This window comes from Rhodoferax ferrireducens T118 (assembly GCF_000013605.1).
Taxonomy (GTDB): Bacteria; Pseudomonadota; Gammaproteobacteria; order Burkholderiales; family Burkholderiaceae_C; genus Rhodoferax; species Rhodoferax ferrireducens.
In genome coordinates this window covers 4607761-4633306 of sequence record NC_007908.1, presented here as the reverse complement: position 1 = coordinate 4633306, position 25546 = coordinate 4607761, and the positions used below count along the sequence as shown (strand labels likewise).

The following is a 25546-nucleotide window of genomic DNA, read 5'->3' as shown; positions in this document are numbered from 1 at the left end:
CATGTTGAATCGGTCCACTTCTGCTGCCGACTTGGACTTCCCAAGTCAAGCCGATCAAGCTTTTGAGTATCTGCAAAAGACGGTGTTTGAAATGGAGCGGCAAACAGCCACTTACTACCAGCTGGCGTATGCCGCCACTGAGATTGCAGCCAAGTTAGGTGATGCCGTTGCCAATATGGCATCCACGATAGCGCTGATCTCGGATTCGAAACAAAAAATTGGCGACATCATCAGCGTGATTGACAGCATTGCCTTCCAGGCCAACATTCAGTCTTTGAAGGCAGACTCTGACACTACCCCTGCAGAAAAGCATCGGCACGGTTCTTCCGTCCCAGTAAGTGAAGGCCACAGTCTGGCAGGCGATTCGGAAGGGGCGACCAAAAAGATCAAAGTTCTGGTTGAGACCTCAGTAGGAATGTAAAGTTGACGCGCTCGCCTGCAAACCACTTTTGGGGTCAGTCTCAGGATCAGCTCAGTGCACAACGAAAGACAATTCGATCAAGGTAGTTTGCTTTCCATTGTTAAAGCAGGCGGACGACACGAAGTCATTGACGCCTTCCATTCTGTGGACTGGGGTATCGCTTCTTTGGTCCACTCAAGCGTAGTATTGGCGGCAGTGCGGCTTCGAGGTTCAATACAGTAACTCGAGATCTCGCGTCGCGAACCCGGTCGAGGAGGGGAGACAACATGAGTGCAAATACCCAGTGCCTAACCATTCTGGCTCAGGACCCGTCGGTTCGCTCGAAAGGCGCACTGGTGCTTGCTCCTTCGGTCTGAATTTGGGTGTTGGTTAGCGATTTTCGACTTCAGTAAAGTTGTCTATACAACTTAGTCTGATTAGGGAAAACCCTGATCTCAAAGGCCATCCCGCCGTCTGTGAGATGGCTTTCTTTGCACTAGTTTCAGAGGAGAAGTGACGGCGCGTCGGTCTGCATGGGCGGCATGCAGTGTCCACCCAAAAAAGAGAGGTCTGTTCCCACTCAGTGATAATTTCCGGTTTACGAGTGAACGCAAGCGCCCGATACTGAGCCCATGCCGTCTGACTCTCATCCTATTTCTGCGGTCGATCGCGCCTTGGTGGTCCTGGCCACGCTGGCGCAACAAGGACGTGCCATGACTGCAGTGGAGTTAATGGACAAGACGCAGCTGAGTCAAAGCACGCTATACCGGCAACTGGCATCCCTCAAGCGCTGGGGGTTTGTGCTCGAGATGGAAGGCTGCTACGCCCCAGGCCCGCTGAGTCTTCAATTAGCGCTGGGCTTTGACATGGCTTCGCACCTGGTGCAGCACGCGCGTGCGGACATGATCGTGTTGGCGCAGCAATCGCAAGAAAGCGTCGGCTTAGTGGTGGCGGTAAACGGCCAGGCCATTTGCATTGACATGATCGAAAGCCGGCAAGCCTTGCGCTGCTCATTCGAGAAGGGGCGCAGCGTACCGCTGCAAAAAGGTGCCTCTGCGAAATGCCTGCTGGCGCATCTGCCCGCAGGCGCCATAAGCGCCTCCCTTGAGACCACCGCGGATCAGCCGGGTCAGCCCCTGGCGGACGTTTTGGCTGAGCTGAGCGCAATTCGGAAAGTGGGCTTTGTTGTCAGCGACGGGGAAGTTGACCCCGGTGTCTGGGGTGTCAGCGCGCCCCTGTTCGGCATGGGCAAACGCGCCCTCGGTGTGTTGACCCTGATGGCGCCCAGTGTGCGTGTCCACGGCAAGCATTCACCTCTGATTCAGATGACGGTGGTGACGGCCGCCCGTATTTCCCGAAGTTTGAGTACGCAGTAGTAATTGATTTAACCCCCTGGAGAAGACCCCATGAACTTTCGTCGCACATTTCTACTTTCCTGCTTCGCCGTTGCTAGCCTGGGCGCCGCGCATTCGAACGCGCAAGATGTTCTGCGCGTTGGCACCGATGCCACATTTCCTCCGATGGAATTTGTCGAAAACGACAAACGCACCGGTTTTGATATTGACCTGGTCGAGGCGATGGGCAAAGCCATGAACAAGCGTATCGAGTGGGTCGATATCGACTTCAAGGGCCTCATTCCAGGCCTCGTCTCCAAACGATTTGACATGTCCGTGTCGGCCATCTACATCACGGATGAGCGCAAAAAAGTGGTGGATTTCACGGACTCTTACTACGCTGGCGGGCTGGTGGCCATGGTCAAGGATGGCAACACCGGCATCAAGACCCTGAAAGACCTGAATGGCAAAAAAGTGGCCGTGCAGGTGGGGACGAAGTCCGTCGGCTACCTTGGCACGAATTACCCCCAGGTGCAACTGGTTGAAGTCGAGAAGAATCAAGAGATGTTCAACCTGGTTGACATCGGCCGTGCCGATGCGGCTGTGACCGGCAAGCCCGCTGCGTTCCAGTATGTACGCACCCGAGGCGGCCTGCACGTGCTGGAGCAGCAGCTCACCACCGAGGAGTACGGCATGGCGCTGCGCAAAGATACCCCGGACCTGACCCGGGCCGTCAACGCCGCCCTGGCCAAACTCAAGGCCGACGGCAGCTATGCCCAGATCGTCAAAAAATGGTTTACCAACACAGCTAAGTAAGGCGCAAGGCAATCCAGATGGAACTCGATTTCTCCCCCGTTTTTTCTGGCTGGCGCAACCTGATTCAAGGGGCATCGGTCACGGTTGAAATTACGGCGATGGCGCTGGTGCTTGGCTGCGTCATGGGCTTGCTGGTGGGAATCGGGCGCCTCAAGCCGGAGCGGCGCGTCATCTATGCGCTGTGCACCAGCTATGTGGCGGTCATTCGCGGCACGCCGCTGCTGGTGCAATTGTTTCTTCTGTTTTTTGGCTTGCCGCAGTTCGATATCCTGTTGCCGGCGTTTGTCTGTGGCGTCATCGGGCTGGGCATTTACTCTGGCGCCTACGTGTCGGAAATCGTGCGCGGCTCCATCCAGTCGATTGACCGGGGCCAGATGGAGGCGGCACGCTCGGTGGGCATGTCCTATGGCACGGCCATGCGGACCATCATCCTGCCGCAGGCGCTGGTGCGCATGATTCCACCACTGGGCAACGAGTTCATTGCCTTGATCAAGAATTCCGCGCTGGTGTCACTGCTCACCATTCACGACGTGATGCATGAGGGACAGAAAATCATCAGCGTGACCTACCGCTCGCTGGAAGTCTATCTGGCCATTGCCGCCATCTATTTTGTTTTGACCGGCTTGACGACGCTGGCGTTGCGCCGCATCGAGCAGCGACTTCGTGCGGGAGGCATGGTGCAATGAAAATGCAAAAACCCATCGTTCACATCCGGGGCTTGCGCAAGTCTTTTGGCGACCACGTGGTCCTGCATGGCATCGATTTTGATGTTCAGCCCTCGCAGGTGGTGGTGATCATTGGGCCCAGCGGTTCCGGCAAAAGCACTTTTTTGCGCTGCTGCAATGGGCTGGAGCAACCCGACAGTGGACGGGTCGAGATCTGTGGGCACACCTTGTCCGACGGTGGTCAGATGCTGGCGGATCAGGCACTGAATCATTTGCGCGAGCAGGTAGGCATGGTGTTCCAGTCGTTCAATCTGTTTCCGCACCTGTCGGTGATCGACAACATCACGGTCGGGCCGCGCAAGGTGCGGGGAGTGTCGGGACCGCAAGCCGAAGCGGAAGCCATGGTTTTGCTCGACAAGGTGGGCCTGGTGCAAAAGGCCCATGCCATGCCGGCCAGTCTGTCGGGCGGTCAGAAGCAGCGCGTGGCGATCGCCCGTGCGCTGGCCATGCAGCCGCAAGTCATGCTGTTTGATGAGCCCACTTCCGCGCTTGACCCCGAGCTGGTGGGTGAGGTGCTGCAGGTGATGAAACTGTTGGCGAGCGAGGGCATGACGATGATGGTCGTGACCCACGAAATGGATTTTGCGCGCGAGGTCGCTGACGTCGTGGTGGTGATGGATGGCGGCGCTTTGATCGAAGCGGGGCCGCCCGACATCATTTTCACCAACCCCAAGCAGGCGCGAACGCGGGACTTCTTGCGGGCCATCCTGACCCGCGTCTGATATGTCTGCGAGCAAGCTGCCAGCGTACGAACACGTCAAGGCCTTTGTCAAGAGCAAGATCAACTTGGGGGCCTGGCGTGCGGGCGACCCTGTTCCCAGCGAATCGGCTTTGCAGCAGCAGTTTGGCGTCAGTCGCATGACCGTGAGTCGGGCGCTGCGCGAGTTGGTGGTGGAAGGCGTGGTGACCCGGGTGCGGGGCTCGGGCACGGTTGTGGCGCAGTTGCATCGCATCCTGAGCACGTTGGCATTTCGAGACATAGAGGAGGAGGTTCTTGAGCGTGAGCACGCTCATGCCACCCAAGTCATAGTGCTTGAATCAATTTGCGCCAATGCGGCGCTGGGGCAGATCCTGAAACTGCCAACCGGGGCGAAAGTGTTTCACTCGGTGCTCGTGCACTACGAGGACGCGGTGCCGATTCAGTTCGAAGATTGCCATGTTAATCCGCAATCGGCGCCACACTACCTGGACAACGATTTCGAGACCACGACGTCGACCCAGTACCTGCTGGAGCATGCACCACTCACCGAAACCAGCTATTCGATCGAAGCCTGCTTGCCCAGCCCTCGGGAGGCCAGGTGTCTGCGAATCAAAAGCAGTGAGCCCTGTCTGGTGATGACCCGGCGCATCGTCAGTGGCCTGCATGTGGCCAGTCTGATGCGCCTCGTTTACCCCGGCATGCGCTACAGTTTTGGCGGAAAATTTCAGCTGTGAGCTGGCGACTGGTCCAACTGGACGATGTGCCCCCAAGCCCCTGGCGCAATGGCGGCGGCGTAACCCGTGAACTCGCATCCTGGCCTGGCACCGGGGACTGGGTTTGGCGCATGTCCGTCGCTGAGGTGGCGCGCAGCGGACCTTTTTCGCGCTTTGAGGGCGTGCAGCGATGGTTTGCGGTGCTGGGCGGGGGCGGGGTGCGATTGTCGATGGGCGACCAGGCACATGAGTTGACTGGCAACAGCGTGCCCCTGTGCTTTGACGGCGCCGTGCCCGCCTACTGCCAGTTGCTGGATGGCGCGACACAGGATTTCAACCTGATGGTGCGCCGCGACCAAGCTGCGGCACAGATGAGGCGGATCTCAGGAAGCCTCTGTATCGTTCTCAATGCTCCTAAAACGATAGCTTTATACGCAATAGATTCGGGGGCCAGTGTGAAATTTGATCAAAATATTATGGCAGTACCGGCGCACAGCCTAGTTTGGCAAGCCCTGCCAGCCGGGGCCGCGCTGCAGGTCAGTGCGGCAGACGCGTTGTGGATGGATATTGAGCTGTGAGCCTGCCATTCTGGGCCAACTGCACGGTGGTAACCACATTGGGTTGGCCACCGTTCATGAATGCAAACCCTTGCATGCAAACTTTCTTTAACGGTGAACAACGATGACTTTTACATTGCATGGCGGCACGTCTGCCCTGTTGGTGAGCATGCCCCATATTGGGACCGACATTCCGCCTGAGTTGCAGGACGCCTATGTGCCGCGCGCCCTGGCCGTCGAAGATACGGACTGGCATCTCGAGCGACTTTATAGCTTTTTGCCCGAGCTGGGCGCCAGCGTGTTGATGCCTCGTTACTCGCGCTACGTGATCGACCTGAATCGCCCGCCGGATGACGCACCCATGTACCCCGGTGCGTCCAATACCGAGCTGTGTCCCACGCGCTTCTTCACGGGCGACGCGCTCTACCAACCCGGCTGCGAACCAGAGCCGGTTGAGCGGGCGAGACGGCGCGAGGCCTATTGGCGGCCTTATCACACCGCCTTGGCCGCAGAGTTGCAGCGCATCAAGGCTATTCATGGCTATGCCCTGCTATGGGACGCGCACAGTATTCGCTCGCACATTCCGTGGCTGTTTGAGGGAGCCCTGCCGGGACTGAATGTCGGTACTGCCAATGGCGCCAGTGCGGACCCGTCGGTGGCTTCAGCGGTGGAGCAGGCCTGCGCGTTGGCCAGTGATGTGACCCATGTGCTCAATGGCCGGTTCAAGGGCGGCTACATCACCCGGCACTACGGCGCGCCACAGGAGCGGGTGCACGCCGTGCAGCTGGAGATGTGCCAGTACCTCTACATGCGCGAGGCCCTGCCGTTTGACTATGACGAGAAGAAGGCCAGAGCCGTCCAGCCTTTGCTCAAGACCATGCTGAGCCAAGCGCTAGCAGCCTGCCGGGGTCGCCATGAAAAATGACATGAAGCCTTTCTTCGCGACCCACGCTTGGGTCCGAGGGGCCTGGGCCCGTGATGTGTTGCTGACCGTCGACGCCAGCGGCGCGTGGAGTGGCATTCAAGCCAACGCGCCGGTGACAGCCAATCAAGATGTGACCGTTCTCAATGGCCCGGTGCTGCCGGGTCTTGTCAACGCCCACAGCCACGCGTTTCAACGTGCCATTGCCGGACTGACCGAGCGCAAGGCGGGGGCAGGTGCTGCCATTAGTGACGATTTCTGGAGCTGGCGCGACCGCATGTACTCGGTGGCCCGGCGCATCACGCCAGAGCAGTTGGAGACCATCGCAGCCTTGCTTTATGCCGAACTGCTGGCCGGCGGCTATACGCAGGTGTGTGAGTTTCACTACCTTCACAACGCGCTGGATGGCAGACCTTATGCCGACCCGCTGGAGATGTCGCTGGCCCTGGTGCGGGCGGCGCAGCGTGTGGGCATGGGCCTGACACTCCTGCCTACGCTGTACATGCGATCGGGTTTTGGTGCCACGGGGCTGCGGGAGGACCAGCGCCGGTTTGCGTCGACACCTGACAGCGTGTTGCGCCTGGTGGAGGGCGTGCAGGCGCAAGCAGGTGCACTGGCCCATGTCAACGTGGGGGTCGCCGTGCACTCGTTGCGGGCGGCCGACGCGGCGGCCATCAAAGAGGTGGCGGCATTTGCGGCCAACAATGGTCTGCCCATCCACATTCATGTCGCGGAGCAAACGCAGGAGGTGCAGGACTGCCTCAATCACACCGGGCAGCGTCCCATTGAGTGGCTGCTGGAACACCTGCCGTTGAATGCCCATTGGAACCTGGTCCATGCCACGCACGCTACACCTGTGGAGTTGCAGACGGTGGGCGCGAGTGGCGCCGCGATCGTCATTTGCCCGAGCACCGAGGCCAATCTGGGCGACGGCGTATTCGATTTTTCGGGCTATTCTGGCATCGGTGGCCGTTGGTCGATTGGCTCGGACAGCAACGTTAACCGCAGTTGGATCGAAGAGCTTCGTCTGCTGGAGTACTCACAGCGCTTGACGCAACGCAGGCGCAATGTGGCAGCCCAGGCTGGCGGGTTTGACAGCTCCGCTGCGGCATTGTTCGAGGCCGCATTGGCGGGTGGTCAGTCGGCCACAGCCAGGCCCCTGGGGGCGATTGAATTGGGGCACCGCGCCGACTTCCTGGTTTTGAATGAGCAGTCGTCGGTGCTGCTGGGGGTGCCGGCCGAGCACGTACTGGATGCCCTGGTGTTTTCCAGCCCCGGTGCCAGGTTTAAAGAAGTTTTCGTTGCTGGCCAGCAGCGTGTTGATGGGGGGCGGGGGTGGGGGCGTGAATCGGGGCCTGCGCTTTGGCCTGAGCTTGTACAGGAATTTGTGCGGACGATGAAGACGTTGTGGACGTAATGTCTCGTGACCAAGTTCGCGCTCCATTGGCTTATATTGCCGCTAATGGCTGTAAATGGCATTCTTTGAAGCGCAATAGAAACTGAGCTTGCCGTCCCATGTTCAGTGTCAGATAGGACAATTTGAATGCCGCGTCGTCGGTTGGAAACAAGGCTCGGGTCTCTATTGCAATCCCCAAGACTACGCGCACATCGCTGCATTGCTAAACGCCCTATGCCCGATGGCCATGCTGCATAGCTGTTGTTCGTCGGAGCAGGCCACCTGCAATCAGGTGCGTCGCCTACGCTGCATCGCGGCCGTGTCGGCGATGGCCGCGTTTTTGGCGATGGGACGACTGCGACAGCCAATGGCGACGGGTTGACTCGATTTAGCAACGGCTTGACCTGCGACACAGACCGTATGGGACTCACGCGAACCAATAAGAAGTGATTGTGGAGTTGAACAAAACGTCGCTAGGCCGCCACGAATGACTGCTGACTGGCTTCGCACTTTCAAAGTCGCACATCTAGAAGGCCACCTGTGGTCTATGACCTCTATCGCTGCACAATCGAAGCATGCCGCGCTCGACACCTGACTTTCAGTTTTCAAGGTCAGCTTTCGAGAGAGATGACTGGCTCCATCAGACACATTGCCGACGGTCACGACAGTCAGCAAACGGGTTGCCAAATCCATTGCCAATCACAAACTGTTCGGGGCGAACTTCACGTGTCCATTGGAGTCAGTGGCTTTTTCAATTGTCGAGGGTGACAGTTATAGGCCGATTGACCCTGGTCGGTGGAAATCGACAGGGGGGTCAAATTGGCGTCGGCTGCAACAAGAAATTTGACTTGCTGGCCGAGTAAGTACTCTAAAACAGGCACTTACTCGGCCAGTTTTGACGCCATGGTGGTCAAAATGGCTTTGATCACCATGGCGGGCGCATGTTTCATAGGGATTAGCAAATCCTGAGTTTTGAGTCATTGCAAGCAAACCAACATTCCACTCCCCCGATGGTGTTCACAAGCAGACAAACGTTTGGGAGAACTTTTGGAGTTTGAATATGGATCCTAAAGAAACCGAAGTTGGCACTAGCATAGTGTCTGTCGGACTCAATTTGACAGAGGCAGCTGCTGCGAACGATGCAGGCTTTGAAGTCATCGGTGGCTGCGCAGTGAAGGATGTCGACTGGAAATGGGCCGTCGGAATCCTACGCGAGCTTCATTCTGAGTGTCCATCACATGAAGCTTGGCCCGGCTTCATTGGCGATGCTCAAGCTTGGTGGTTTAGTCGAGTGACAGGCCCGATTTTCGGTCATGCCATCGGACTTCGTCCCTTTCAACTTCTCAACCGTGCGGCGCTCGCACGCCGTGCGACGGGAAAGCCACAGTTATTCGGTGCGTCGCCAGTCAGCAGCCTGGCCGATGAGTTGGAGCTGCTTCAAACAGTTCGAGCTTACTCCACGGTCACTTCGACTTTTGATGGCCTGATCCTGTTTGCAGGCCAGGTCGCCCGTGACAAGCGGTCCAAGGACCATGGGCGCGAACGCATCGTTGAGCGTATCAAGATGCTGCTTCCGCTTGCTGCGCGTGAGGGGAGGGTGCAGGTCATTGTGCTGGGCGCTATCCGTCACGCGATTGAAATGGGCGGGGTGCGCGGGGACAAATGGGCGCCAGTCACCATTCATGAATACCTACGCCAAGGAGTGAAGGAGCTCGTCGTTGCAGTTCTTGAAATGGACATAGACGACCTAAATGGGTGGGCATGGCAGGATGTCTATAAACAGATTTTGAAAGGAATCAGAGAATCGCAGCGCCCGAAATTTGCTGCGTTTCTTGAGGTATTTCATCGGTTCCTGGTCATCTCCGGGTTCGATCCATTACCGCGCAGTTTGTCCGGAAATGGTGTTGCGCTGCCACCTGCCGCGGCCGTGGTGTGGCCTCATGAACTGGAACGGGCCATCGCGTTCATCGAAGCGAGCGCACCTTCCAGCCGTGTTCGGCTGCAGGCCAGAGTCGGTCTGGCACTCGCTTTCTGGGTTCCTCTGCGCAGCGTCGAGCTGTGGTGCATACGTGTCGGCGACGTTCATCTAATGGATCAGGTGTACTTGACGATTTACCCCCGGCGTCGCGATGGGGTCGGCAAGACGCCCTCAGTGCGCAGGCAAGAGGCCGTGCTGGATATTCAACTGAAGGTGCTGTTGATCGATATGGTGAGACTCCGTCGTCAAGACGACGCGGACGATGATGACGTGCTGCTTGGCGAACCCGGAAAACCTGGAGCAAGGCATGAAGAATTGGTCACGACGCAGCTGATAAATGCTGCATTGCGTTGGGCCACGGGCGATACGACCGCCAGCTTTTATGACCTGCGCCACACTGCGTTTTCCCGTCGCGCTGAACCCGTTCTTTTGGGCGGCACGGTGGGAACCGACGTGGCGGCTTTTCAACAAGTGGCTGCCCAGGGCGGGCATGCCGGGCCGTCGTCAACAGCAACCGGGCTTTTGAGAGTCCGCTCAGTGAAGGCATCTGGTTTGAGCGCCGCATGTTGCACGCCAGTTTCGCGCTGCAAGACCAAAAGGAAGGCATGCGCGCCTTTGTGGAGAAACGCACTCCTCAGTTTGTACATCGCTGATTCACAACATAATCCCCCGCCAAACAAAACCTCGATGGCAGCCTGTGAGGACCAACCATCTCAGGCACCAAAGTGCGACCGGATCAGTCTCTCGTCACGCCGGTCAGTTTTTTCTTCAACAGACCCTCCATGTGTACAAAGAAATCAACGCTAAGTGCAAGGTCAAAGAACGCCAACTCCATCGTGGCCAAGAGGCCTCAATTGTGTCAAATTTGATTTGTAACCCTTACAAAAAGCACCAAACCCACATGCCAGATAGATTTGCAATCATTTGAAAAATCTAGCCTAACCTGGTCGACCATCCAGGCGGGAGCGACCAAACCAGCGGCCATACCGGAGCGCCCAACCTAGCGTGGCCGCTGTCCATGCGGCAATCGCCAGCAGCGTGAAAGGTGTGCTAGCTGCGGGCCAAATGGCCGCGATGACGCGCAGCAGCACGGCTGACTGCAGTATCCAGTACAAAGTCCAGGCTACGTCATCCGCGGCGACAGGTCGGCCGCCGTGCCCACTGCTCACCCGCGTGGTCATCGCAAACATGGTGGCGCCTAGATAACCCATGGTCATGGCATGCAGAGGCGCAAGTCCCAGAGAGTGTGCTCCATCTGTCAGCGCCATCAGCGTGTGGGACAGGGCACTCAGCGCGAAGGAAATCCCCAACCACGTGAAGCCGCCGTGAAGCATAGCGATAAGCCGGATTTTCAGGCTCTGCACCAGACCCCAGCGTATCGCTAAGTAGAGCAACAGAAGGGACGCTGGTAATTCGACCGCGACCTGACCCCATCGCATGGCGGCCGAAAAAGGCCGGTACCACAACTCCGCTGCGCTAAACACGGCCTCCAGCCACAGCACAGTGACCATTGCCCACAGCAACCACATCGGTCGCCATGCATCGAGAAACGGAACTGCGCTGGCACCGAAGAATGGAATCATGCGGTGAGATACCACTGCGAATATGGTCGCAACGAATCCCCATAACCCCATCTGCGTGGCGGTCCGCAGCATTAACTCCGAACTGATAGCCAGCGACACCGCCGCCGTCCACAACGCGATGGCGCCAATGCCACATGCGAAAGCCACCAGGCGAGCGTGGATACGGTCGGGCACGTCGCTTCGTCGCACCATCATGGAGAATTTCACGCTCAGAACTGTCCAGCCGGCAGCGACCAATATCACGCCTGCGCAGGACACCAGGGCGTAGGTATGAAAGCCGATCAGGACGCTGACCCAGCCAGCCAGCATGAACATCAAGCCCGGCAACAAACTGCGCGCCGTGACTTCCCGCAGACGCAACCACTTGGGTCCGGCTGTGAAAAGAAACCCAGCAAAAAACAGTGGCATGAACCCCATGCTCATCAGCAGCCCATGAGCCGCCGAAACCGGCACGGCCCAGTACAGCGCTAAGCCGAGAGCCCGCGTCACCAATAAGATTCCCCACCAGATCGAACTCATCACCAGCATGAGTGCAGCCATAAAAAAAGCCAGGCGGTGGGGTGCAGCCAGTAGCCAGATCGGCCTCCAGGGTGGTGTCACGTGGTTGCCCGTCACTGCACGTGAAGTGTTGTTTAGGGTCGTCGGCTTGATGGGGATCGGTTTCAATGTTTTTCCTTTCCCATCGATGCGGAGCCATTCCTCAAAATGCTTGCGTCGATCGTCATAGGGACCTCACATCTCCTGTCTATTTTGAAGCCAGCTGAAATTGGATACGTTCAAGCTGCCGGCCGTCGCGGTCATGCGGTTTCATGCTTTGGATGGATCTACCATGCGCACGGCGGATTTCGTCGCGATTATCCCGCCAGTGCCCAAATTCGAATTGGAAAGAAGATTTCTCTTTCTCAGTGACCTAAATGAACAAGCGGGTAAACAGACCCGCTGGCCAGGAGCGTCACACTCTGGGGAATCCCGGTCTTTGATGAAGGATAGGTTCGGCTCCAAAGCGAAGCCGTCGAAGCGCTGGGCTTCGACGGCATAAAAAGGGGTGAGCCCGCCCTTACTGACTTACTTACACCAGGACCAGTCGGAGTACCGCGCAAAAGGCTCTCTTGGTGGCCTGCCTGGACGACGCCGGCTTCAAATCGATCGGCTCATCATTACCAGTCAGCCACAGGTGCAAAACGCGGCGCGACGGAGTCAAGTATTCTCGGCAAACCGATCCATTAGCCAATGTCAGTGCCCGGCGTGATGCCGGTCATTTGCATGTGCATGTCCCGCGCCCTGTGCGGCTTGCCATAACCGCTCCACATAGTGGATATAGGGCACATAGGCCTCGACGTACGCACGACCCGCCTCGACGTCGTTGGGATCGAACTTGCGGCGCCCAAAGGCGACGTCAAAATACTTGTGCACGCCGCCGCGTATCGCGTCGGTGAGCAGTTTCTCCACCTGTTCGATCGAGCCATTTTCGAGCGCCTTGTCGGCAGCTGGAACCGCCGGACCGAGATCGCGACCGGCCGGTTGCAAGCCACCAAAGGGCGCGCCTTCCCCAGCCCGATGGATACGTACCAGCGTTTCAAAGAAGTGCGTGTCGGCGAGTTCGCGCGCCTCTGCGCCGAGTTTGCGCACCAACCTCGCTTGGTCGAACACCTTTCGAATCTCGCCTTCGTCCTCGGCCCGAACCCAGGGCAGGGCCAGATTGACATTGCCGGTTTCGAGCGACCTGCGTGCCACCGTCACCACGGGTCCATCCAGCCCATCGCAATGCCCAAGCGCCCAAGCCAGCGCGAGACCACCATTGCCCAGCCCAATGGCGTCCGTGCCGACGCCGCCGATCGATTCATCCAGCCCGAAATACTGAGCCAATGATTTCCAGGTCAGGTAAAAGAGGCCGGCAAAGAGCGCCAGCGCGATGCGTGATTTCAGCAGGTTTTGCAGGTTCATGGTGTTCACCTTTAGATCGCTTTAATGCTGATGGGCCGCTGCAGGGCTTTCCTTGGCGTCGCCGTGCGCGGGACCTTCAGTGGCTTCGTAAATCCGTTCGACCGAATGGATATAGCCGACGTACGCCTTGACATATTCTTGTCCGGCGGCAACGTCGTCAACCTTGAAATTCTTCTTGGCGATGACGTCCTTGAACTGCCCCCCGACGCTTTTGTGCACGGCCTTCGTGAGCAAGTTCGCCAGGGGTTCGACGGAGCCCGTTTCAAGCGCCTTGTCGCCTGCCACCACGGCTGGGCCAAGGTCGCGGCCAGCCGGCTGGATCCCGGTGTAAGGTGCCCCTTCTCCGGCTCGATGCACGCGTACCAGGGTCTCGAAGAAGGAATAGTCAGCCAGTTTCTTGGCAGCAGGGTTCAACTGCCTGACGTCGAGTGTCTTGCGAAACGCCTCCTTGATCTGCGCTTGGTCAGAAGCTTGCACCCAGATCAGCACGCGATTGACGTTGCCGGTGTCGAGCGCTTGTTGCGCTGCTTTAATGACCGGGCCGTCCACGCCATCGCAATGCGCGGAGGCAGGCGCCGCCGCGAGCAGCAGTGCCGCCGAGAGGGTCGCCAGGACAGAAGCTTTGACTGTGATTTGATTGAATTTCATGATAGGTAATTCTCCAGTGGTAGTTACGGACTTCGTTCTCATCAAGGCCCGGTCTTGATTCGACCGGGCCTTACTTGGATAAACGAAGTAGTTGGAGATTTGTTCCAGATTCATTTCGACCCGCAGTGCCAGCGCGTCCGATCAGGCCAGTCTGGGCCGGGCAATGGACGCTGATGCGGATCAGCGTGCGTGCAGTTGCTGCGCGCCGGCGGTACTGCGCGGGTCCTGCTTGAGAAGCAGGTCAGCCAGGGCGAGCCGCTGTCTCGCGTTCAACATCTCGCGCTCTTTGAGCAGTTGCTCAATGACGCTGCGCTGCTGCGCCTCCTGCAGCGTGAAGATTGCAGCGCGCTCGCGCTCGATGACTGACGTGTCGGGTTGAGCGGAGAAGATCTCGCGCACCAGATGCTCGCGGTGAATCTGGATTTTGCCGTCGACATCATTGAGGACCTTCACGAAGTCCTTCTCCATCGCATGCCAGCGCTCGATTTGCGTGCCATCGAGCTTTAAATAGTCCGGAACGCGTTCGTGACCCATCCCGAAGAAGGCCAGTTCAGTCGCACCTTGCGCACGCCAAGCCTGAAACCACGCGCCGGCGAGTACGCCCACGTTGACCAACAGCGAGACGGCGAGTAGCAGATAGATCCAGTAGCGTTTCATGTCAGCGACCCATTGAATTGCAGGCTTGCAGGGCCGGGCACAGGGCGCCCGGAGGAATTGCGGTAAAGGCGGCCATCTGCAGCGCCGCAGGTTGCGCCGTGATCTGCGACCCCAGCATCAGTGTGCCGCCCAAATAGACGCCGAGCGAAAGCGAGATGGCGCCGCCGAGCGTCGCCGGTGCGAGTTGCCACCAACGCCAGCGCCGCGGCTTTGGTTTGGGCCTAGGAACGCCTGCGGCGGAGATGCGGCGATCCACCAGAAAGGCGAAATCGACGTTGGGCGTCACGTCGGGCAATGCGGCAAAGGTAGTCCGCAACTGCCTGAACTCGGCCAGCACTGGCGCACAGATCGCGCAGCCCTCGACATGCGCATTGAGCGCAGCGCGAGCGGGCTCGGCCAGCTCATCGTCGACCAGGGCCGATATCGCCTCGGTTCGTGGGCATTTTTCGGCAAAGCTCATGACCGACTCCTTGCACGAATCTCAATCAGGGCGGCTCGTGCGCGCGCCAGCCGCGACTTCACCGTCCCCTCGTTCAGCGACAGCACACTTCCAATTTCTTCGTAAGACATTTCTTCCACCTCTCGCAACAGTAGTATTTGCCGGTGCTCCGGCATCAGCTTCTTCAAGCTCGTGTCCAGTTGCCTCACCTCCTGCGTGACCTGCGCCTGATGCGCTGGATCGGGCTCCGAACCGGGCGCGTCAAACGAGTCCTCCAGCGGCACGAATTCGATCAACTTGCGGTGCCGCAGGGCATCGAGCGCCGTGTTGTTCGCGATCCGGAACAGCCAGGTGCGGAATTGAGCCTCGGGCCGCCACTGCGGCAGCGCCTGCCAAGCCTTGATAAACGCTTCCTGCGTCAACTCCATCGCATCGTCGTGCGACCCCAGCATGCGCAACAGATAGCGGTGAACCGGCTTTTGATGACGCCGCACCAGTTCGGAAAATGCTTTCCGGTCGCCCGCTCGCGCACGGCTTACCCAGTCATCTTCGGAACCATCGGAGGTCAGCATATCAATCATTCAATTCCATAAACGAATGGCGTCAGAAAAAGTTCCTTGAGATGACTGAGCGTTTATCCCATCAATGCGGCAGGGGTTAAGGGATTGACCTTCGTCGTAAGAAGTATTTACAATACATCTTTAAAGCAATGCAAGTATATGAGCATGTTTCCCGATTGTCCGTTCCATTCGCGCGCGCATCGCGCAGTCAGCCCGGCAATCGCGAGCGATTTCTCCCGCAACAAGTCCTGCTGCGCCAAGAACAGCAGGTCCATTACTTTTTTCCAACCACAAGAGGTTTCACCATGAGTTCCTGCGCTACCAACCACGTCACCCCCGAAGCTATCTATCCGTTTGATGCGCGCGGCGTTGCCAAGCGTTTCCGTCATGCCGCCATTTTTGGTGCGCTTGATTCACTGCAACCCGGTGAGACCATGCGCTTTTGCAATGACCACGATCCGATTCCCCTATTGAACCAACTCGTCGCCCGGTACGGCGATGCCGTTTCTATTGAGTACGTGCAACGGGAGTCAGGCGCCATCGTGATCGACTTCGCCTGTCTTTGACGAGCCCCATGAATTTCCCTGATTTTTTCGATCAGGTGCCGCGCATCACACTGCGCGATCCGCTCGCTGATTTACTCGGATCGGTCACTGGCGGGCTAATGAGCTATGGCTACGCAGATGCGGTGCGGCTAGCCGGCCATTCTTGCCCGACGGTTGCCTCGGCCTACTGGCTCGGCGTGCGCGCCATCAAGACCTTGTACGGCGACGACATGCCCACACGCGGGGCTATCCAGGTGAGCTTGCGCGACCGACTTGAGACCGGCACCGCCGGTGTGGTCGCCAATGTGCTGGGCTTGCTCACCGGGGCCGCCAGCGACGGCGGCTTTGCCGGCATCGGTGGCCAGTTTGTGCGGCGCGGTTTGCTGCAGTTCAACGTGGATATCGAGGCCGAGCTTCGTTTCACGCGAACCGACACCGGCCAGGTCGTGCTAGCCCAAGCCTATCCGCACCGCGTACCGGGGGACCCGCAAACCATGCGCCTGATGCAGCTTTGCCTCTCAGCTCAGGCCACAGACGAGCAACTCATTGAATTTGGACGCTTGTGGCAGCAACGCGTGCAGCGCATCCTGCTCGACCATGCGTGGGACGATACCGTATTTGAGCTCAAGGCTGCCTGAGTACGACAGCGGGGCCGCATCTGCCAGACAGCGCGAGCGTCACCACCACGATTGGAGCCACGCAACAACGCACCATGCACGCGCTGAGCGAGCTCCCACCAGGTGGCAAGAACAGGTTCGGCATCGCGCCATCTTGACCCGCAACGCATGCTCCGCCGGAGCATGCTGCCGGAATGAAGGAGAAAAATCATGACGTTCGTTGTCACCGAGTCCTGCATCAGCTGCAAATATACCGACTGTGTCGATGTCTGCCCGGTGGATGCCTTTCGTGAGGGCCCCAACTTCCTGGCCATTGATCCGGACGAGTGCATTGACTGCGCGGTCTGTGTGCCAGAGTGCCCGGTCAACGCCATCTTTGCCGAAGAGGATGTACCCGCCGACCAGCAGGACTTCATCGCATTGAATGCAGAACTCGCACCGAAGTGGAAAACCATCACCCGAACCAAGGCGGCTCTTCCTGACGCTGACAAATGGGCGTCCGTGGCGGCCAAACGGGCTGAGCTCAAGCGTTGATGCACCGTAAGCTATCGCTGCAACAACATCTATCCAAAACTGTCGTGTGTGGCGGGCGTCGCGTTCCGTTCATGACGACGCACGCCAATGTCGATTGGCAGGACAAGTCCCGGCAAGTTTCAATCACCTTTTTTTCATGGCGAATACATCACGTCATGATATAGATGGGTAAACTCGGCGACATTCAGCCAAGTCTGTTATCCGGCTGACTGATGTCCCTTATGAAACTCAATATTCTGTCTGACCTGCATCTCAGCTGCGGCGCATTGGAGATGCCCCGTAATGACGCCGATATCGTAATTCTGGCAGGTGACATCGCCCGCCCGAAGGAGGCGGTTTCATGGGCCTTGGGGCTTGCCAAGCCAGTGCTTTACGTTCCCGGGAACCACGAGTTCTACGGCGGCAGCATTGTGGGGGCCTCAGATGAGCTCAGAAGACTGTGTGCCGGAACGAATATTCACGTACTCGACAATGATCAAGCCATCATCGAAGGCGTGCGTTTTCTGGGGACCACGCTGTGGACTGATTTCATGCTTTGGCCTGACGGCGCGCAACGTACGCTGGCAAAGCTGGAAGCGCAACGTTTCATGCGTGATTTCAGCGTAATCCATGTGGACGAGCCCGTGCCAAGACTGTTCACGCCCGATGACGCCGCCGCCCTGTGTCGCGCTGACGTCCACTGGCTTGAAAGCCGACTGGCCGAGCCCCATGCGGGGCCGACAGTCGTCATCACGCACCATGCCCCTTCGCGCCAGAGCATTCATTCGCGGTTTGCCAGCTCTCCGCTCAATGGCTGCTTTGTGTCCGATCTGCAGCATCTGGCCGACGGTCAACGTACCCCGTTGTGGGTGCACGGTCACACCCATGACAGTTTTGACTATCTGCTCAACGGTACGCGGGTGGTGTGCAACCCGCGTGGCTATGCGAAAGACGGGGTGAATGAAAACCCCTTGTTTGACAGCAATTTCGTGGTTCAAATCGGGCTTTGAGGCGGGCAAAGACTCTGTGGCCGGCAAACTGGCTGCCCGGCGGTTTATTTTTTGAAGGGCAATAGCCATGAGCAATATGCGTTCCCCAGACTGGGATCCGAAGTCCGCTGCGGTGCTGCGCGATCAGCGCGCCGCCTGTGATGAGATGCGTGAGCGTTGCCCGGTCGCTTACAGTGATTTGCTGGGCTGGTCGCTCTTTCGGCACGAGGACGTTGTTCGCGTCCTCAATGACCCCGACACGTTCAGCAACGTGGTCTCCCGAAATCTCTCGGTTCCGAACGGCATGGATCCCCCCGAACACGGCCAATACCGCCGCATCATCGAGCGCTATTTCGCGCCGCAAACCATGCAGGCGTTCGAGCCACAATGCAGCAGCATCGCAGCCGACCTGGTACGCTCCCTGCGCGGTCGCGTGGCGCTGGAACTGATGGGTGATTTTGCCCATCCATTTGCGGTTCGGGTGCAATGCGCGTTTCTCGGTTGGCCAGCCAGCATGCACGAGCCGCTGCGATTGTGGGCGCAAAAAAACCACGTTGCCACCTTGGCCCAGGATCGGCCGGCCATGGCCGACATCGCCCACGAATTTTCGGGTTATGTCTTGGGGTTGCTGCAGCCGCGCCGCGACGCTGGTATCCAGGGCCATCAGGATGTCATAAGCAGTTTGACCAGCCAACAGATCAAGGGCCGACCGTTAAACGACGAAGAGATCATCAGCATCCTGCGCAACTGGACGGTTGGCGAGATCAGCACGATCGCGGCGGCGGTCGGCGTTGTGGCCCAGTATCTGGCGGAACACACCGAGTTGCAGCAACAACTGCGCACGCAGCCAACCTTGCTGCCCGACGCCATTGAAGAGATTTTGCGGATGTACGGTCCGCTGCTGGCGAACCGGCGCGTGACCACGCGCACCGTCGAGATCGGCGGGCGCACCATCAATGCCGGCGAGCGGATTTCTCTGAACTGGGTTGCGGCCAATCGGGATGGCCTTGTCTTCACCGATCCGCAGTCATTCCGGCTGGACCGCGACGCAAGCGCCAATCTGCTGTACGGCGCGGGTATCCATGTCTGTCCCGGGGCGCCACTGGCGCGCATGGAGTTGCGGGTAGCGGTGCGGGCACTGCTTGACGGAACCACCAGTATCGACCCGATTGCACAGCGCCCGCCAACCAGCGCGGTTTATCCGGCGTCCGGCTTTGCCACTTTACCCCTGCACCTTACGTTTCCATCGCAACCCAGCACCCACCAGCGATGACTTCGCCAAGCACCGATAGCGCAACGGACGAACTCCCGGTCAAGCCCGCACTGTGGACGCGCCTGCGCACTGATTTGGCCGGTCTGGCACCGGCGTATTTCGGGCTGGTGATGGCCACCGGCATCGTCTCCATTGCCGCTCACCTGCAGGGCTGGCCGCAGCTTGCGCGCACGCTGTTCTACCTGAACAACATGATGTATGCGGTCTTGTGGCTGTTGACGGTGGGACGCCTGCTGTGGTTTCCCCGGCGCTTTTTCAGTGACTTGATCGATCATTTGCGCGGCCCCGGATTTTTTACCATGGTGGCAGGAACCGGCGTGCTCGGGGCACAGTATGTGTTGTTGCTTGCCGACTACCGCATCGGGCTGCTGCTGTGGATTGTGGCGCTGGTGTTGTGGCTTGGGCTGACCTATGCGATCTTTACGGCCTTCACCGTCAAGGAACACAAGCCTGCACTGGACAAAGGCATCAGCGGCGCCTGGCTGCTGGCGGTGGTGGCGACGCAATCGGTCGCCGTGCTGGCTGCGATGCTGGCGGCGCATGTGGCCCAGCCCTACCGGCTGGAGATGAACTTTCTGGCGCTGTCGATGTGGCTGTGGGGCGGCATGTTGTACATCTGGATGATGTCGCTGATTTTCTACCGCTACACTTTCTTCCGGTTCGCGCCAGGGGACCTGTCGCCGCCCTACTGGATCAACATGGGTGCCATGGCGATCTCGACGCTGGCCGGGTCGCTGCTGATCATCAATGCGCCCGATGCGCCGTTCCTGTTGTCCTTGCTGCCCTTTCTCAAAGGTTTTACCGTGTTTTATTGGGCCACCGGCACCTGGTGGATTCCGATGCTGGTATTGCTGAGCATCTGGCGCCACGTTTACAAGCGTTTTCCGATGCGCTACGACCCGCTGTACTGGGGCGCGGTGTTCCCACTCGGCATGTACGCAACTTGCACCCACCAAATGTTGCACGCGATGGAATTTGAACTTCTGGAATTTTTGCCCCCACTTTTTTTGATCGTGGCGCTGGTGACCTGGAGCCTTGCATTTGTGGGCCTGCTGCTCGATCTGCTGCGGCGTTTTGACTTGCTGTGTTCGCCTAGCCCTGTTGCCGAAGAACATTCATGAATCCAGGAGCTCTCTGATGACCCACCTTCGCACCCGGGCTGTCCATGCCGGGCAGCACCCTGACCCGGGCACCGGCGCCATTGCCACGCCCATCAGCCAGACGACCGCCTTTGGCTATGGCACGCTGGAGCACGGTGCTGCTATCTTTGCAGGCGAGGCGCCGGGCTACCGTTACAGCCGCTTTGCCAACCCCACCGTGGCGGCGCTGGAGGCCAAGATGGCCGACCTTGAAGGCGCGCAGGCAGCAGTGGCTTTTTCCAGCGGCACGGCGGCCACGTCTTCGGTGCTGCTGGGGCTATTGAATCCGGGGGACGAAATCGCGTTCCTCGGACCGCTGTACGGCGGCACCGAAGGGCTTTTTCGCGCGGTGGGTGAGCGCTTTGGCATCCGGGTTGTGGACGCCACGCAGCAGGGCCTGGCTGCCAGCCTCACACCGGCTACACGCATGGTGTGGGTGGAGACGCTGACCAATCCCAGCCTGCGCCTGCATGATCTGGCTGAAGTGGCCGCCATTGCCAAAGCGCGCGGCGTGCTCACGGTGGCCGACAACACTTTCTGCACGCCGTGCCTGGTGCGGCCACTGGCGTACGGCATTGACCTGGCGATGCATTCCATGACCAAGTACCTGGGTGGGCATGGTGACGCCACGGGCGGCATCGTGGCAGGCTCGGTCGCATTGATCGCGCCGGTGCGCAAGACCGGCCTGGGCCATGTGGGGGGTAACCTGTCGCCGCAGGAAGCGTTTCTATTTCTGCGTGGCATCAAGACGCTGCCACTGCGCATGGCGGCACACTGCGAGGGCGCGGCTGCGGTGGCCCATTTCCTGGCGGGCCACCCTGCGGTGCGGGTGGTGCATTACCCGGGTCTTGCCAGTCACCCGCAGCATGCGCTGGCGCGGCGCCTGTTGCAGGGCGGCTTTGGCGGCATGGTGGCTTTCGAGCTGGTGCGCAACGAGCGCTCTGCCGCTGCGGCCGTATTGAACCGGCTCCAGCTATTCACCCAGGCGGTCTCATTGGGTGACGTGGACAGCCTGGCCTGTCATCCGGCGAGCACCACGCACAGCTTTGTCACGGCTGCGGTGCGAGCCCAAAATGGAGTTACCGAAGGGCTGATCCGGCTCAGCGTGGGCATAGAGCATCCGGACGACCTGATGGCTGACCTTGAACATGCGTTAAGACATGCTGTTTAAACGCGGATGGCGGCCGGCTAGGCCTGGCCATGGTCTGCTGATGACAAGGGCTTTAGCTTATGACTGCTCATGATCCCGGGTCTTTCGCTGCAACGAGGCCGTTATGGCGTAACACGACAGACCGCTCCGCTGTTGGCCGATTTGAGGTAAGCAATCAGGTCGGCACGATCGCTGGCCCCGGGGACGCCAGCATAGGTCATGCTGCTGCCAGGCACCATGACCAGCGGATTGGTCAGAAACTGATCGAGCGTCTTTTCATTCCACACAATGCTCGATTTCTTCATGGCCGACGAATAGTCAAAGCCAGGCACGCTGCCCGCGCGGCGGCCCAGCAAGCCGCAATGCCTGGGCCCGACGCGATCGAAAGTCAGCGCGTGGCACGCGGCACAGCGTGCATACAACTGTTGGCCGCGCGCGGCGTCTGGCGCTGCAGGGGCCGCCATGCCCGGGCTGATAGTCGTTAGCGCGAATAGCGCGACGGGAACAAGATGGCGGCGCGGCATCACGACATGAAAGCGGAGGGCACGGGGACTTCGCCAATGGCCTGGCGCAGGATGGCCCAATGCATGGCTTCGTCGCCCAAAATACTCGCGGCCGCCTTGGCCAGGTCGTGGTTGCCAAACAGCGGCACGGCTCCCAGGTAAGCGCTCACGGCGCCCTGCTCCAGCGAGGCGGCAAACTTGAGTACGTCGAGCTCCGCTTTCAACTGGTCCACGGGAAAGTTGTACTTGGCCTTGGCCACGGCAGCTTTTCCGCCCAGTTTGGCCACCGTGCCGGAAAGCAGCGCCACATGCTCTTTGTGGTGGCCCTGAAACGTCAGCGCCAGGTCCAGCACCGGCTTGCTGAGCAATTTGCTTTCGGCGCCCAGTTGATAGGCGGCAATAGCCTCCAGTTCGGCGCCGATGGCGGTGTTCAGGATCTGGATGTCGGCGGCCTTGCCGCCGCCCGCCTTGGCAGCCAGCGCATCGTTGCCGGCGAGCAGCGCAACTGCCGCCCCTGACAACACCAGGCCGCCTGAGCGGCCAAGAAACAGTCGCCGTGCGGCGGCGGGGGTGGACATTTGGAAAAACGACATGGCAATCTCCAGTAGGGAAAAACTCACTTCACATATCACGAGCGGGAAGATTCACGTTCGTGGGCAATCCTGGCCAGCACACCCTCGACAATCCTGTCGCAGCGCGGGCCGGCAAATGAAAATGCGTCACCGATGGCCATGTCGATGTCGCGTGAAAGGCCTTCGCGCAAAATGCCGCGGGCACGAAAAAACCGGGAGCGTACGGTGGCCTCGGGAATATCCAGCGCCAGGGCGGTTTCCTCCACGCTCAATTCCTCGACCCCCCGAAGCATGAAAACGCTGCGAAACGAATCGGGCAAGGAGTCAATCCGGGCCTCGATCTGCTGGCGTATCTGTGCCCGCACGGCGGTGGGCTCGGGCTGGTCATCGGGATTGGCCTGCATCTGCATCTCCGGGGTTTCGCCATCTGGGTCGATCGCCGCATTGAGCGGCAAGACCTGGGCGGGCTGGACGCCAGAGCGCCGCAGCCGCCCCAGCGCTTCATTGACCACGATGCGCACCAACCAGGTGGAAAGCCGGGCGTCAGAGCGAAAGCTGGCCAGCGCGCGCCAGGCGCGCAGATAGGCTTCCTGCAAGGCATCCTGCGTGTCGTCGTCGTTCTTGAGGATGCCGCGCGCTGTGCGAAACAACAAACGGTTGTGGCGCCGCATGATCTGCGAAAACGCCGCATCATGGCCGGCAATAGCCAGATCGACCAGCTCCGCGTCGGAGCTGACATCAAGGGGCGCGGGAAGCATTGTCTTTTGGGTATTCATGGTTGATCCTGTCCATTAGATGGTCGGCGGGCTGCCGGCGTTCCGGTTTTTTTCAGACCGCATGAAAAGCCGGGTCGCGACGTATCAAGCGGCCCCGCCCCATCAGTAACCATAAAACTCTTCACTGCCGGTGTCGAGGGTGGGCGCGTCAGGCCAACAACGTCGGTCCCCTGGCCGGGTTTGAATCTGAAGCCTGCGGGTTTCTCAAAATGAAACGCCAGCGTGCCCTGCGCGACTTCTTCGCGCCGTTGAAGGCTCGCCTCGAATGTGCTCATAGTGAGTCCTTGGTTGATCGCGCTTCCTGATTCAGCAACAGAGCCGCGTCACGCACCAGGTCTTCGACAAACTTGGGATTGTCATGAGCGCGCTCCGTCACATACTTCTCATCCACGCGCTTGAGCAGGCCGTACACATTGCAGGAGGCACTGCGTTCGGCCATGGTAATCAATTCCTTGATGGCCATTTCTCCCAGGAGTTCTGCTTCGATGCTGATGTGTGAGCGCTGATCGCCGCGGCCGGGGTCACAAAGACTTCAGGTACTGAACCAGATCGGCCATATCCGGGGCGCTCAGACCGAGCGACTGCCTGGTGTTGTAGGTTTGCACCACGTCTTGCAGCGTGGCCGCCGACCCGTCGTGAAAGTACGGCGCATGCTGCCAGACACCCTTGAGGGGAGAGGTGCGGTACTGTTTGGTCGCCGACCGGGAAGCGTAACTCGGAGACTCCGGTTCGGCCATGGAGTCGGCAACCGGGTGCAGTCTGGTGTTGGCATCCGTGAATGCGGACCCGCTGTGGCATGTCACGCACTTGCCTGCACCCTCGAATATCTGCTTTCCTCGCGCGGAAGCGACCGCGTCGAAACTGCCGGCCGGCGGCGTCGGGGCCTTCAAGGTGAGTTGATAGGCCTGCAAGGCGGGCAGCTTGGCGCTCACCAGATCCTGCGTGCCATTCTTGATGGTCAGATTCAGGCGCGGCTCGGAAACTGACCCTTGCCCGCCCATTTCAGCCACGGCAACGTACCGATTCCAGTACGCAAGGTCCTCACCATCACCGGTGAATGTGATGCGATGGATGCCGTCCAGGCCGTAGGCGGGCGGGATGACCACCGGCTTGCTCAGGCCGTCAACGTTGTGGCGAGGATCGAACTTGCCGGCACCCCAGGAATTGAGGGCCACCTTCGTCGCAGCATCCAGGGCAGGTGACAGGGCAATGATGGCGCCGGGATTGAGGTCACGGTTGGGCCAGCCATCGAGCCGCTTGCCAATGCCGGGCGCAAACGAGTTGTCAACCGTCGAATGGCACAGTGCGCAGGTGATGCCGACACGGGTCAGCGTTTCCACACCATTGACCGTCTCGACCGTGCCCTTGAGACCGACAACCGCGTTCAGCTTCAGCAACGTCACGGTGGTGGCTGGGCTCTTCAGATCGACGCTGCCGTTCTGGATGCCCTGGACCACTGCCGCGGGCAAGGCCTCGGCGTCAACCTTGAGTCCGACTGAAAGCGCGGTCACCGGATCGACTGCCGTGCGGATAACCTCATGAATGCGCAGCGTGTCTGTCCACTGCGCTTCGTCGCCAAAGGCATCGAAACGAAAGATCTGCTGGCCCTGTGCCACCAGGGCGGCTTGCTCGGTGGCCAAGTCTTCGGATGAACCACCGCACGCGGCGAGCAGCGCGACAGCGCCCGCGACCGCGGTACAGATTGGAACTGCTCGTGAACCCGTAGCCCCGCGCTTGTACTGTGCCGAATGGCGGCGGGTGTCGGGCCGTGGCATGGCGGAAGTGTCTGCTTTCATCATTCATTCCTTTACGCTTGTTTTGAAATATTCAGTGTGGCTCCTGTGTGTTAGATGATCAGGCGGTCCGCGGCGTTCCGGATCTTTCAGCCGAACGCTGAAGCCGCAGACGTCATTTCCAGACGGCACAACACCCACGTTCACCGTGCGGCGGCTTGGTGATGGCCTCCAGCATTGCACCAATGGCTGTGTTGGGAATCTGCACGTCGGCGACTTTGACGTCGACAAGCCTGTCACGACTTCTGAAATAACCAGGTTGGATTGAACAAGCCGATGAGGCAACCATGTGCGGGCTGTTTGG

At 59.4% G+C, this 25546-nt stretch carries 28 protein-coding genes and 2 pseudogenes; 17 read left to right on the top strand and 13 right to left on the bottom strand.

Going from position 1 to position 25546, the window contains the following annotated elements; translation table 11 throughout:
• Window position 1: 1 nt before the first annotated feature.
• From RFER_RS21090 to RFER_RS24755, 10 genes and pseudogenes are all read left to right on the top strand, one after another.
• The gene (locus RFER_RS21090) at window positions 2-421 is read left to right on the top strand and encodes a methyl-accepting chemotaxis protein (protein WP_166485776.1); all 420 of its coding nucleotides are present in this window, start codon (window positions 2-4) and stop codon (window positions 419-421) included.
• A 611-nt stretch (window positions 422-1032) separates the two neighbouring features.
• On the top strand, window positions 1033-1776 hold the full coding sequence (locus tag RFER_RS21085; RefSeq protein WP_011466417.1) for an IclR family transcriptional regulator: 744 nt from the start codon (window positions 1033-1035) through the stop codon (window positions 1774-1776).
• Window positions 1777-1806: 30 nt separating this feature from the next.
• Window positions 1807-2550, top strand: a complete 744-nt coding sequence (locus RFER_RS21080; RefSeq protein WP_011466416.1) for a transporter substrate-binding domain-containing protein — start codon at window positions 1807-1809, stop codon at window positions 2548-2550.
• Window positions 2551-2567: 17 nt separating this feature from the next.
• Window positions 2568-3236 (top strand): amino acid ABC transporter permease, encoded by a 669-nt coding sequence (locus RFER_RS21075; RefSeq protein WP_011466415.1) that lies wholly within the window; start codon window positions 2568-2570, stop codon window positions 3234-3236.
• Window positions 3233-3997 carry an amino acid ABC transporter ATP-binding protein gene (locus tag RFER_RS21070; protein WP_011466414.1) on the top strand — a complete coding sequence of 255 codons (765 nt, stop codon included), beginning with the start codon at window positions 3233-3235 and terminating at the stop codon, window positions 3995-3997. Before RFER_RS21075 ends, RFER_RS21070 begins: the two co-directional genes overlap by 4 nt.
• A gap of 1 nt (window position 3998) precedes the next feature.
• A complete protein-coding gene (locus RFER_RS21065; RefSeq protein ID WP_011466413.1) occupies window positions 3999-4709 on the top strand; it encodes a UTRA domain-containing protein in 711 nt (236 codons plus the stop codon).
• Window positions 4706-5266 (top strand): HutD/Ves family protein, encoded by a 561-nt coding sequence (locus tag RFER_RS21060; RefSeq protein ID WP_011466412.1) that lies wholly within the window; start codon window positions 4706-4708, stop codon window positions 5264-5266. Before RFER_RS21065 ends, RFER_RS21060 begins: the two co-directional genes overlap by 4 nt.
• A 103-nt stretch (window positions 5267-5369) precedes the next feature.
• On the top strand, window positions 5370-6170 hold the full coding sequence (hutG, locus tag RFER_RS21055; RefSeq protein WP_011466411.1) for an N-formylglutamate deformylase: 801 nt from the start codon (window positions 5370-5372) through the stop codon (window positions 6168-6170).
• A gap of 1 nt (window position 6171) precedes the next feature.
• Window positions 6172-7584 (top strand): formimidoylglutamate deiminase, encoded by a 1413-nt coding sequence (locus RFER_RS21050; protein ID WP_166485775.1) that lies wholly within the window; start codon window positions 6172-6174, stop codon window positions 7582-7584.
• A 2469-nt stretch (window positions 7585-10053) separates the two neighbouring features.
• A pseudogene (locus RFER_RS24755) lies at window positions 10054-10194 on the top strand (enoyl-CoA hydratase); the annotation flags it as partial.
• 285 nt (window positions 10195-10479) lie between these two features.
• On the opposite strand, the gene RFER_RS21040 reads toward RFER_RS24755, so the two are convergent.
• The 7 genes from RFER_RS21040 to RFER_RS24285 form a co-directional block, all read right to left on the bottom strand.
• Window positions 10480-11790, bottom strand: a complete 1311-nt coding sequence (locus RFER_RS21040; protein WP_166485774.1) for an NnrS family protein — start codon at window positions 11788-11790, stop codon at window positions 10480-10482.
• A 567-nt stretch (window positions 11791-12357) separates the two neighbouring features.
• On the bottom strand, window positions 12358-13068 hold the full coding sequence (locus tag RFER_RS21030) for a DUF6448 family protein (RefSeq protein WP_011466408.1): 711 nt from the start codon (window positions 13066-13068) through the stop codon (window positions 12358-12360).
• A 21-nt stretch (window positions 13069-13089) separates the two neighbouring features.
• Window positions 13090-13830: a DUF6448 family protein gene (locus RFER_RS21025; RefSeq protein WP_166485773.1), complete on the bottom strand. Its 741-nt coding sequence runs from the start codon at window positions 13828-13830 to the stop codon at window positions 13090-13092.
• A 66-nt stretch (window positions 13831-13896) separates the two neighbouring features.
• Window positions 13897-14373, bottom strand: a complete 477-nt coding sequence (locus tag RFER_RS21020) for a periplasmic heavy metal sensor (protein WP_011466406.1) — start codon at window positions 14371-14373, stop codon at window positions 13897-13899.
• A gap of 1 nt (window position 14374) precedes the next feature.
• Window positions 14375-14833, bottom strand: coding sequence for an anti-sigma factor family protein (locus tag RFER_RS21015; RefSeq protein ID WP_011466405.1), 459 nt, complete (start codon window positions 14831-14833; stop codon window positions 14375-14377).
• Window positions 14830-15393, bottom strand: a complete 564-nt coding sequence (locus RFER_RS21010; protein WP_011466404.1) for an RNA polymerase sigma factor — start codon at window positions 15391-15393, stop codon at window positions 14830-14832. Before RFER_RS21010 ends, RFER_RS21015 begins: the two co-directional genes overlap by 4 nt.
• A 107-nt stretch (window positions 15394-15500) precedes the next feature.
• Complete coding sequence (locus tag RFER_RS24285; RefSeq protein WP_166485772.1) at window positions 15501-15647, bottom strand: hypothetical protein; 147 nt, start codon at window positions 15645-15647, stop codon at window positions 15501-15503.
• Between the two features lie 30 nt (window positions 15648-15677).
• Between RFER_RS24285 and RFER_RS21005 the strand changes: the two genes are divergently transcribed.
• The 7 genes from RFER_RS21005 (at window position 15678) to RFER_RS20975 (ending at window position 21619) form a co-directional block, all read left to right on the top strand.
• Complete coding sequence (locus RFER_RS21005; RefSeq protein ID WP_011466403.1) at window positions 15678-15938, top strand: DUF2249 domain-containing protein; 261 nt, start codon at window positions 15678-15680, stop codon at window positions 15936-15938.
• Window positions 15939-15946: 8 nt separating this feature from the next.
• The gene (locus tag RFER_RS21000; RefSeq protein ID WP_011466402.1) at window positions 15947-16555 is read left to right on the top strand and encodes a hypothetical protein; all 609 of its coding nucleotides are present in this window, start codon (window positions 15947-15949) and stop codon (window positions 16553-16555) included.
• Between the two features lie 189 nt (window positions 16556-16744).
• Window positions 16745-17068, top strand: coding sequence for a ferredoxin FdxA (fdxA, locus tag RFER_RS20995; protein WP_011466401.1), 324 nt, complete (start codon window positions 16745-16747; stop codon window positions 17066-17068).
• A 221-nt stretch (window positions 17069-17289) separates the two neighbouring features.
• Window positions 17290-18057: a metallophosphoesterase gene (locus RFER_RS20990; protein WP_041791064.1), complete on the top strand. Its 768-nt coding sequence runs from the start codon at window positions 17290-17292 to the stop codon at window positions 18055-18057.
• A 67-nt stretch (window positions 18058-18124) separates the two neighbouring features.
• Window positions 18125-19309 (top strand): cytochrome P450, encoded by a 1185-nt coding sequence (locus tag RFER_RS20985; RefSeq protein ID WP_011466399.1) that lies wholly within the window; start codon window positions 18125-18127, stop codon window positions 19307-19309.
• Window positions 19306-20430 carry a tellurite resistance/C4-dicarboxylate transporter family protein gene (locus RFER_RS20980; protein ID WP_011466398.1) on the top strand — a complete coding sequence of 375 codons (1125 nt, stop codon included), beginning with the start codon at window positions 19306-19308 and terminating at the stop codon, window positions 20428-20430. The genes RFER_RS20985 and RFER_RS20980 overlap by 4 nt, the downstream gene beginning before the upstream one ends.
• A 16-nt stretch (window positions 20431-20446) precedes the next feature.
• Window positions 20447-21619: a trans-sulfuration enzyme family protein gene (locus RFER_RS20975; protein WP_011466397.1), complete on the top strand. Its 1173-nt coding sequence runs from the start codon at window positions 20447-20449 to the stop codon at window positions 21617-21619.
• Between the two features lie 101 nt (window positions 21620-21720).
• On the opposite strand, the gene RFER_RS20970 is transcribed toward RFER_RS20975, so the two are convergent.
• From RFER_RS20970 to RFER_RS20950, 6 genes and pseudogenes are all read right to left on the bottom strand, one after another.
• Window positions 21721-22062 (bottom strand): c-type cytochrome, encoded by a 342-nt coding sequence (locus RFER_RS20970; protein WP_049765704.1) that lies wholly within the window; start codon window positions 22060-22062, stop codon window positions 21721-21723.
• Between the two features lie 59 nt (window positions 22063-22121).
• Window positions 22122-22694 (bottom strand): ferritin-like domain-containing protein, encoded by a 573-nt coding sequence (locus RFER_RS20965; protein WP_011466395.1) that lies wholly within the window; start codon window positions 22692-22694, stop codon window positions 22122-22124.
• 35 nt (window positions 22695-22729) lie between these two features.
• The gene (locus tag RFER_RS20960) at window positions 22730-23449 is read right to left on the bottom strand and encodes an RNA polymerase sigma factor (RefSeq protein WP_011466394.1); all 720 of its coding nucleotides are present in this window, start codon (window positions 23447-23449) and stop codon (window positions 22730-22732) included.
• Window positions 23446-23724: a hypothetical protein gene (locus RFER_RS24280; RefSeq protein ID WP_166485771.1), complete on the bottom strand. Its 279-nt coding sequence runs from the start codon at window positions 23722-23724 to the stop codon at window positions 23446-23448. Before RFER_RS24280 ends, RFER_RS20960 begins: the two co-directional genes overlap by 4 nt.
• Before the next feature lie 17 nt (window positions 23725-23741).
• Window positions 23742-23966, bottom strand: a pseudogene (locus tag RFER_RS20955) (GTP cyclohydrolase, FolE2/MptA family); the annotation flags it as partial.
• 4 nt (window positions 23967-23970) lie between these two features.
• Entirely contained in the window at window positions 23971-25245 is a 1275-nt protein-coding gene (locus RFER_RS20950; protein ID WP_244095764.1) for a c-type cytochrome, read from the bottom strand.
• Between the last annotated feature and the right edge of the window lie 301 nt (window positions 25246-25546).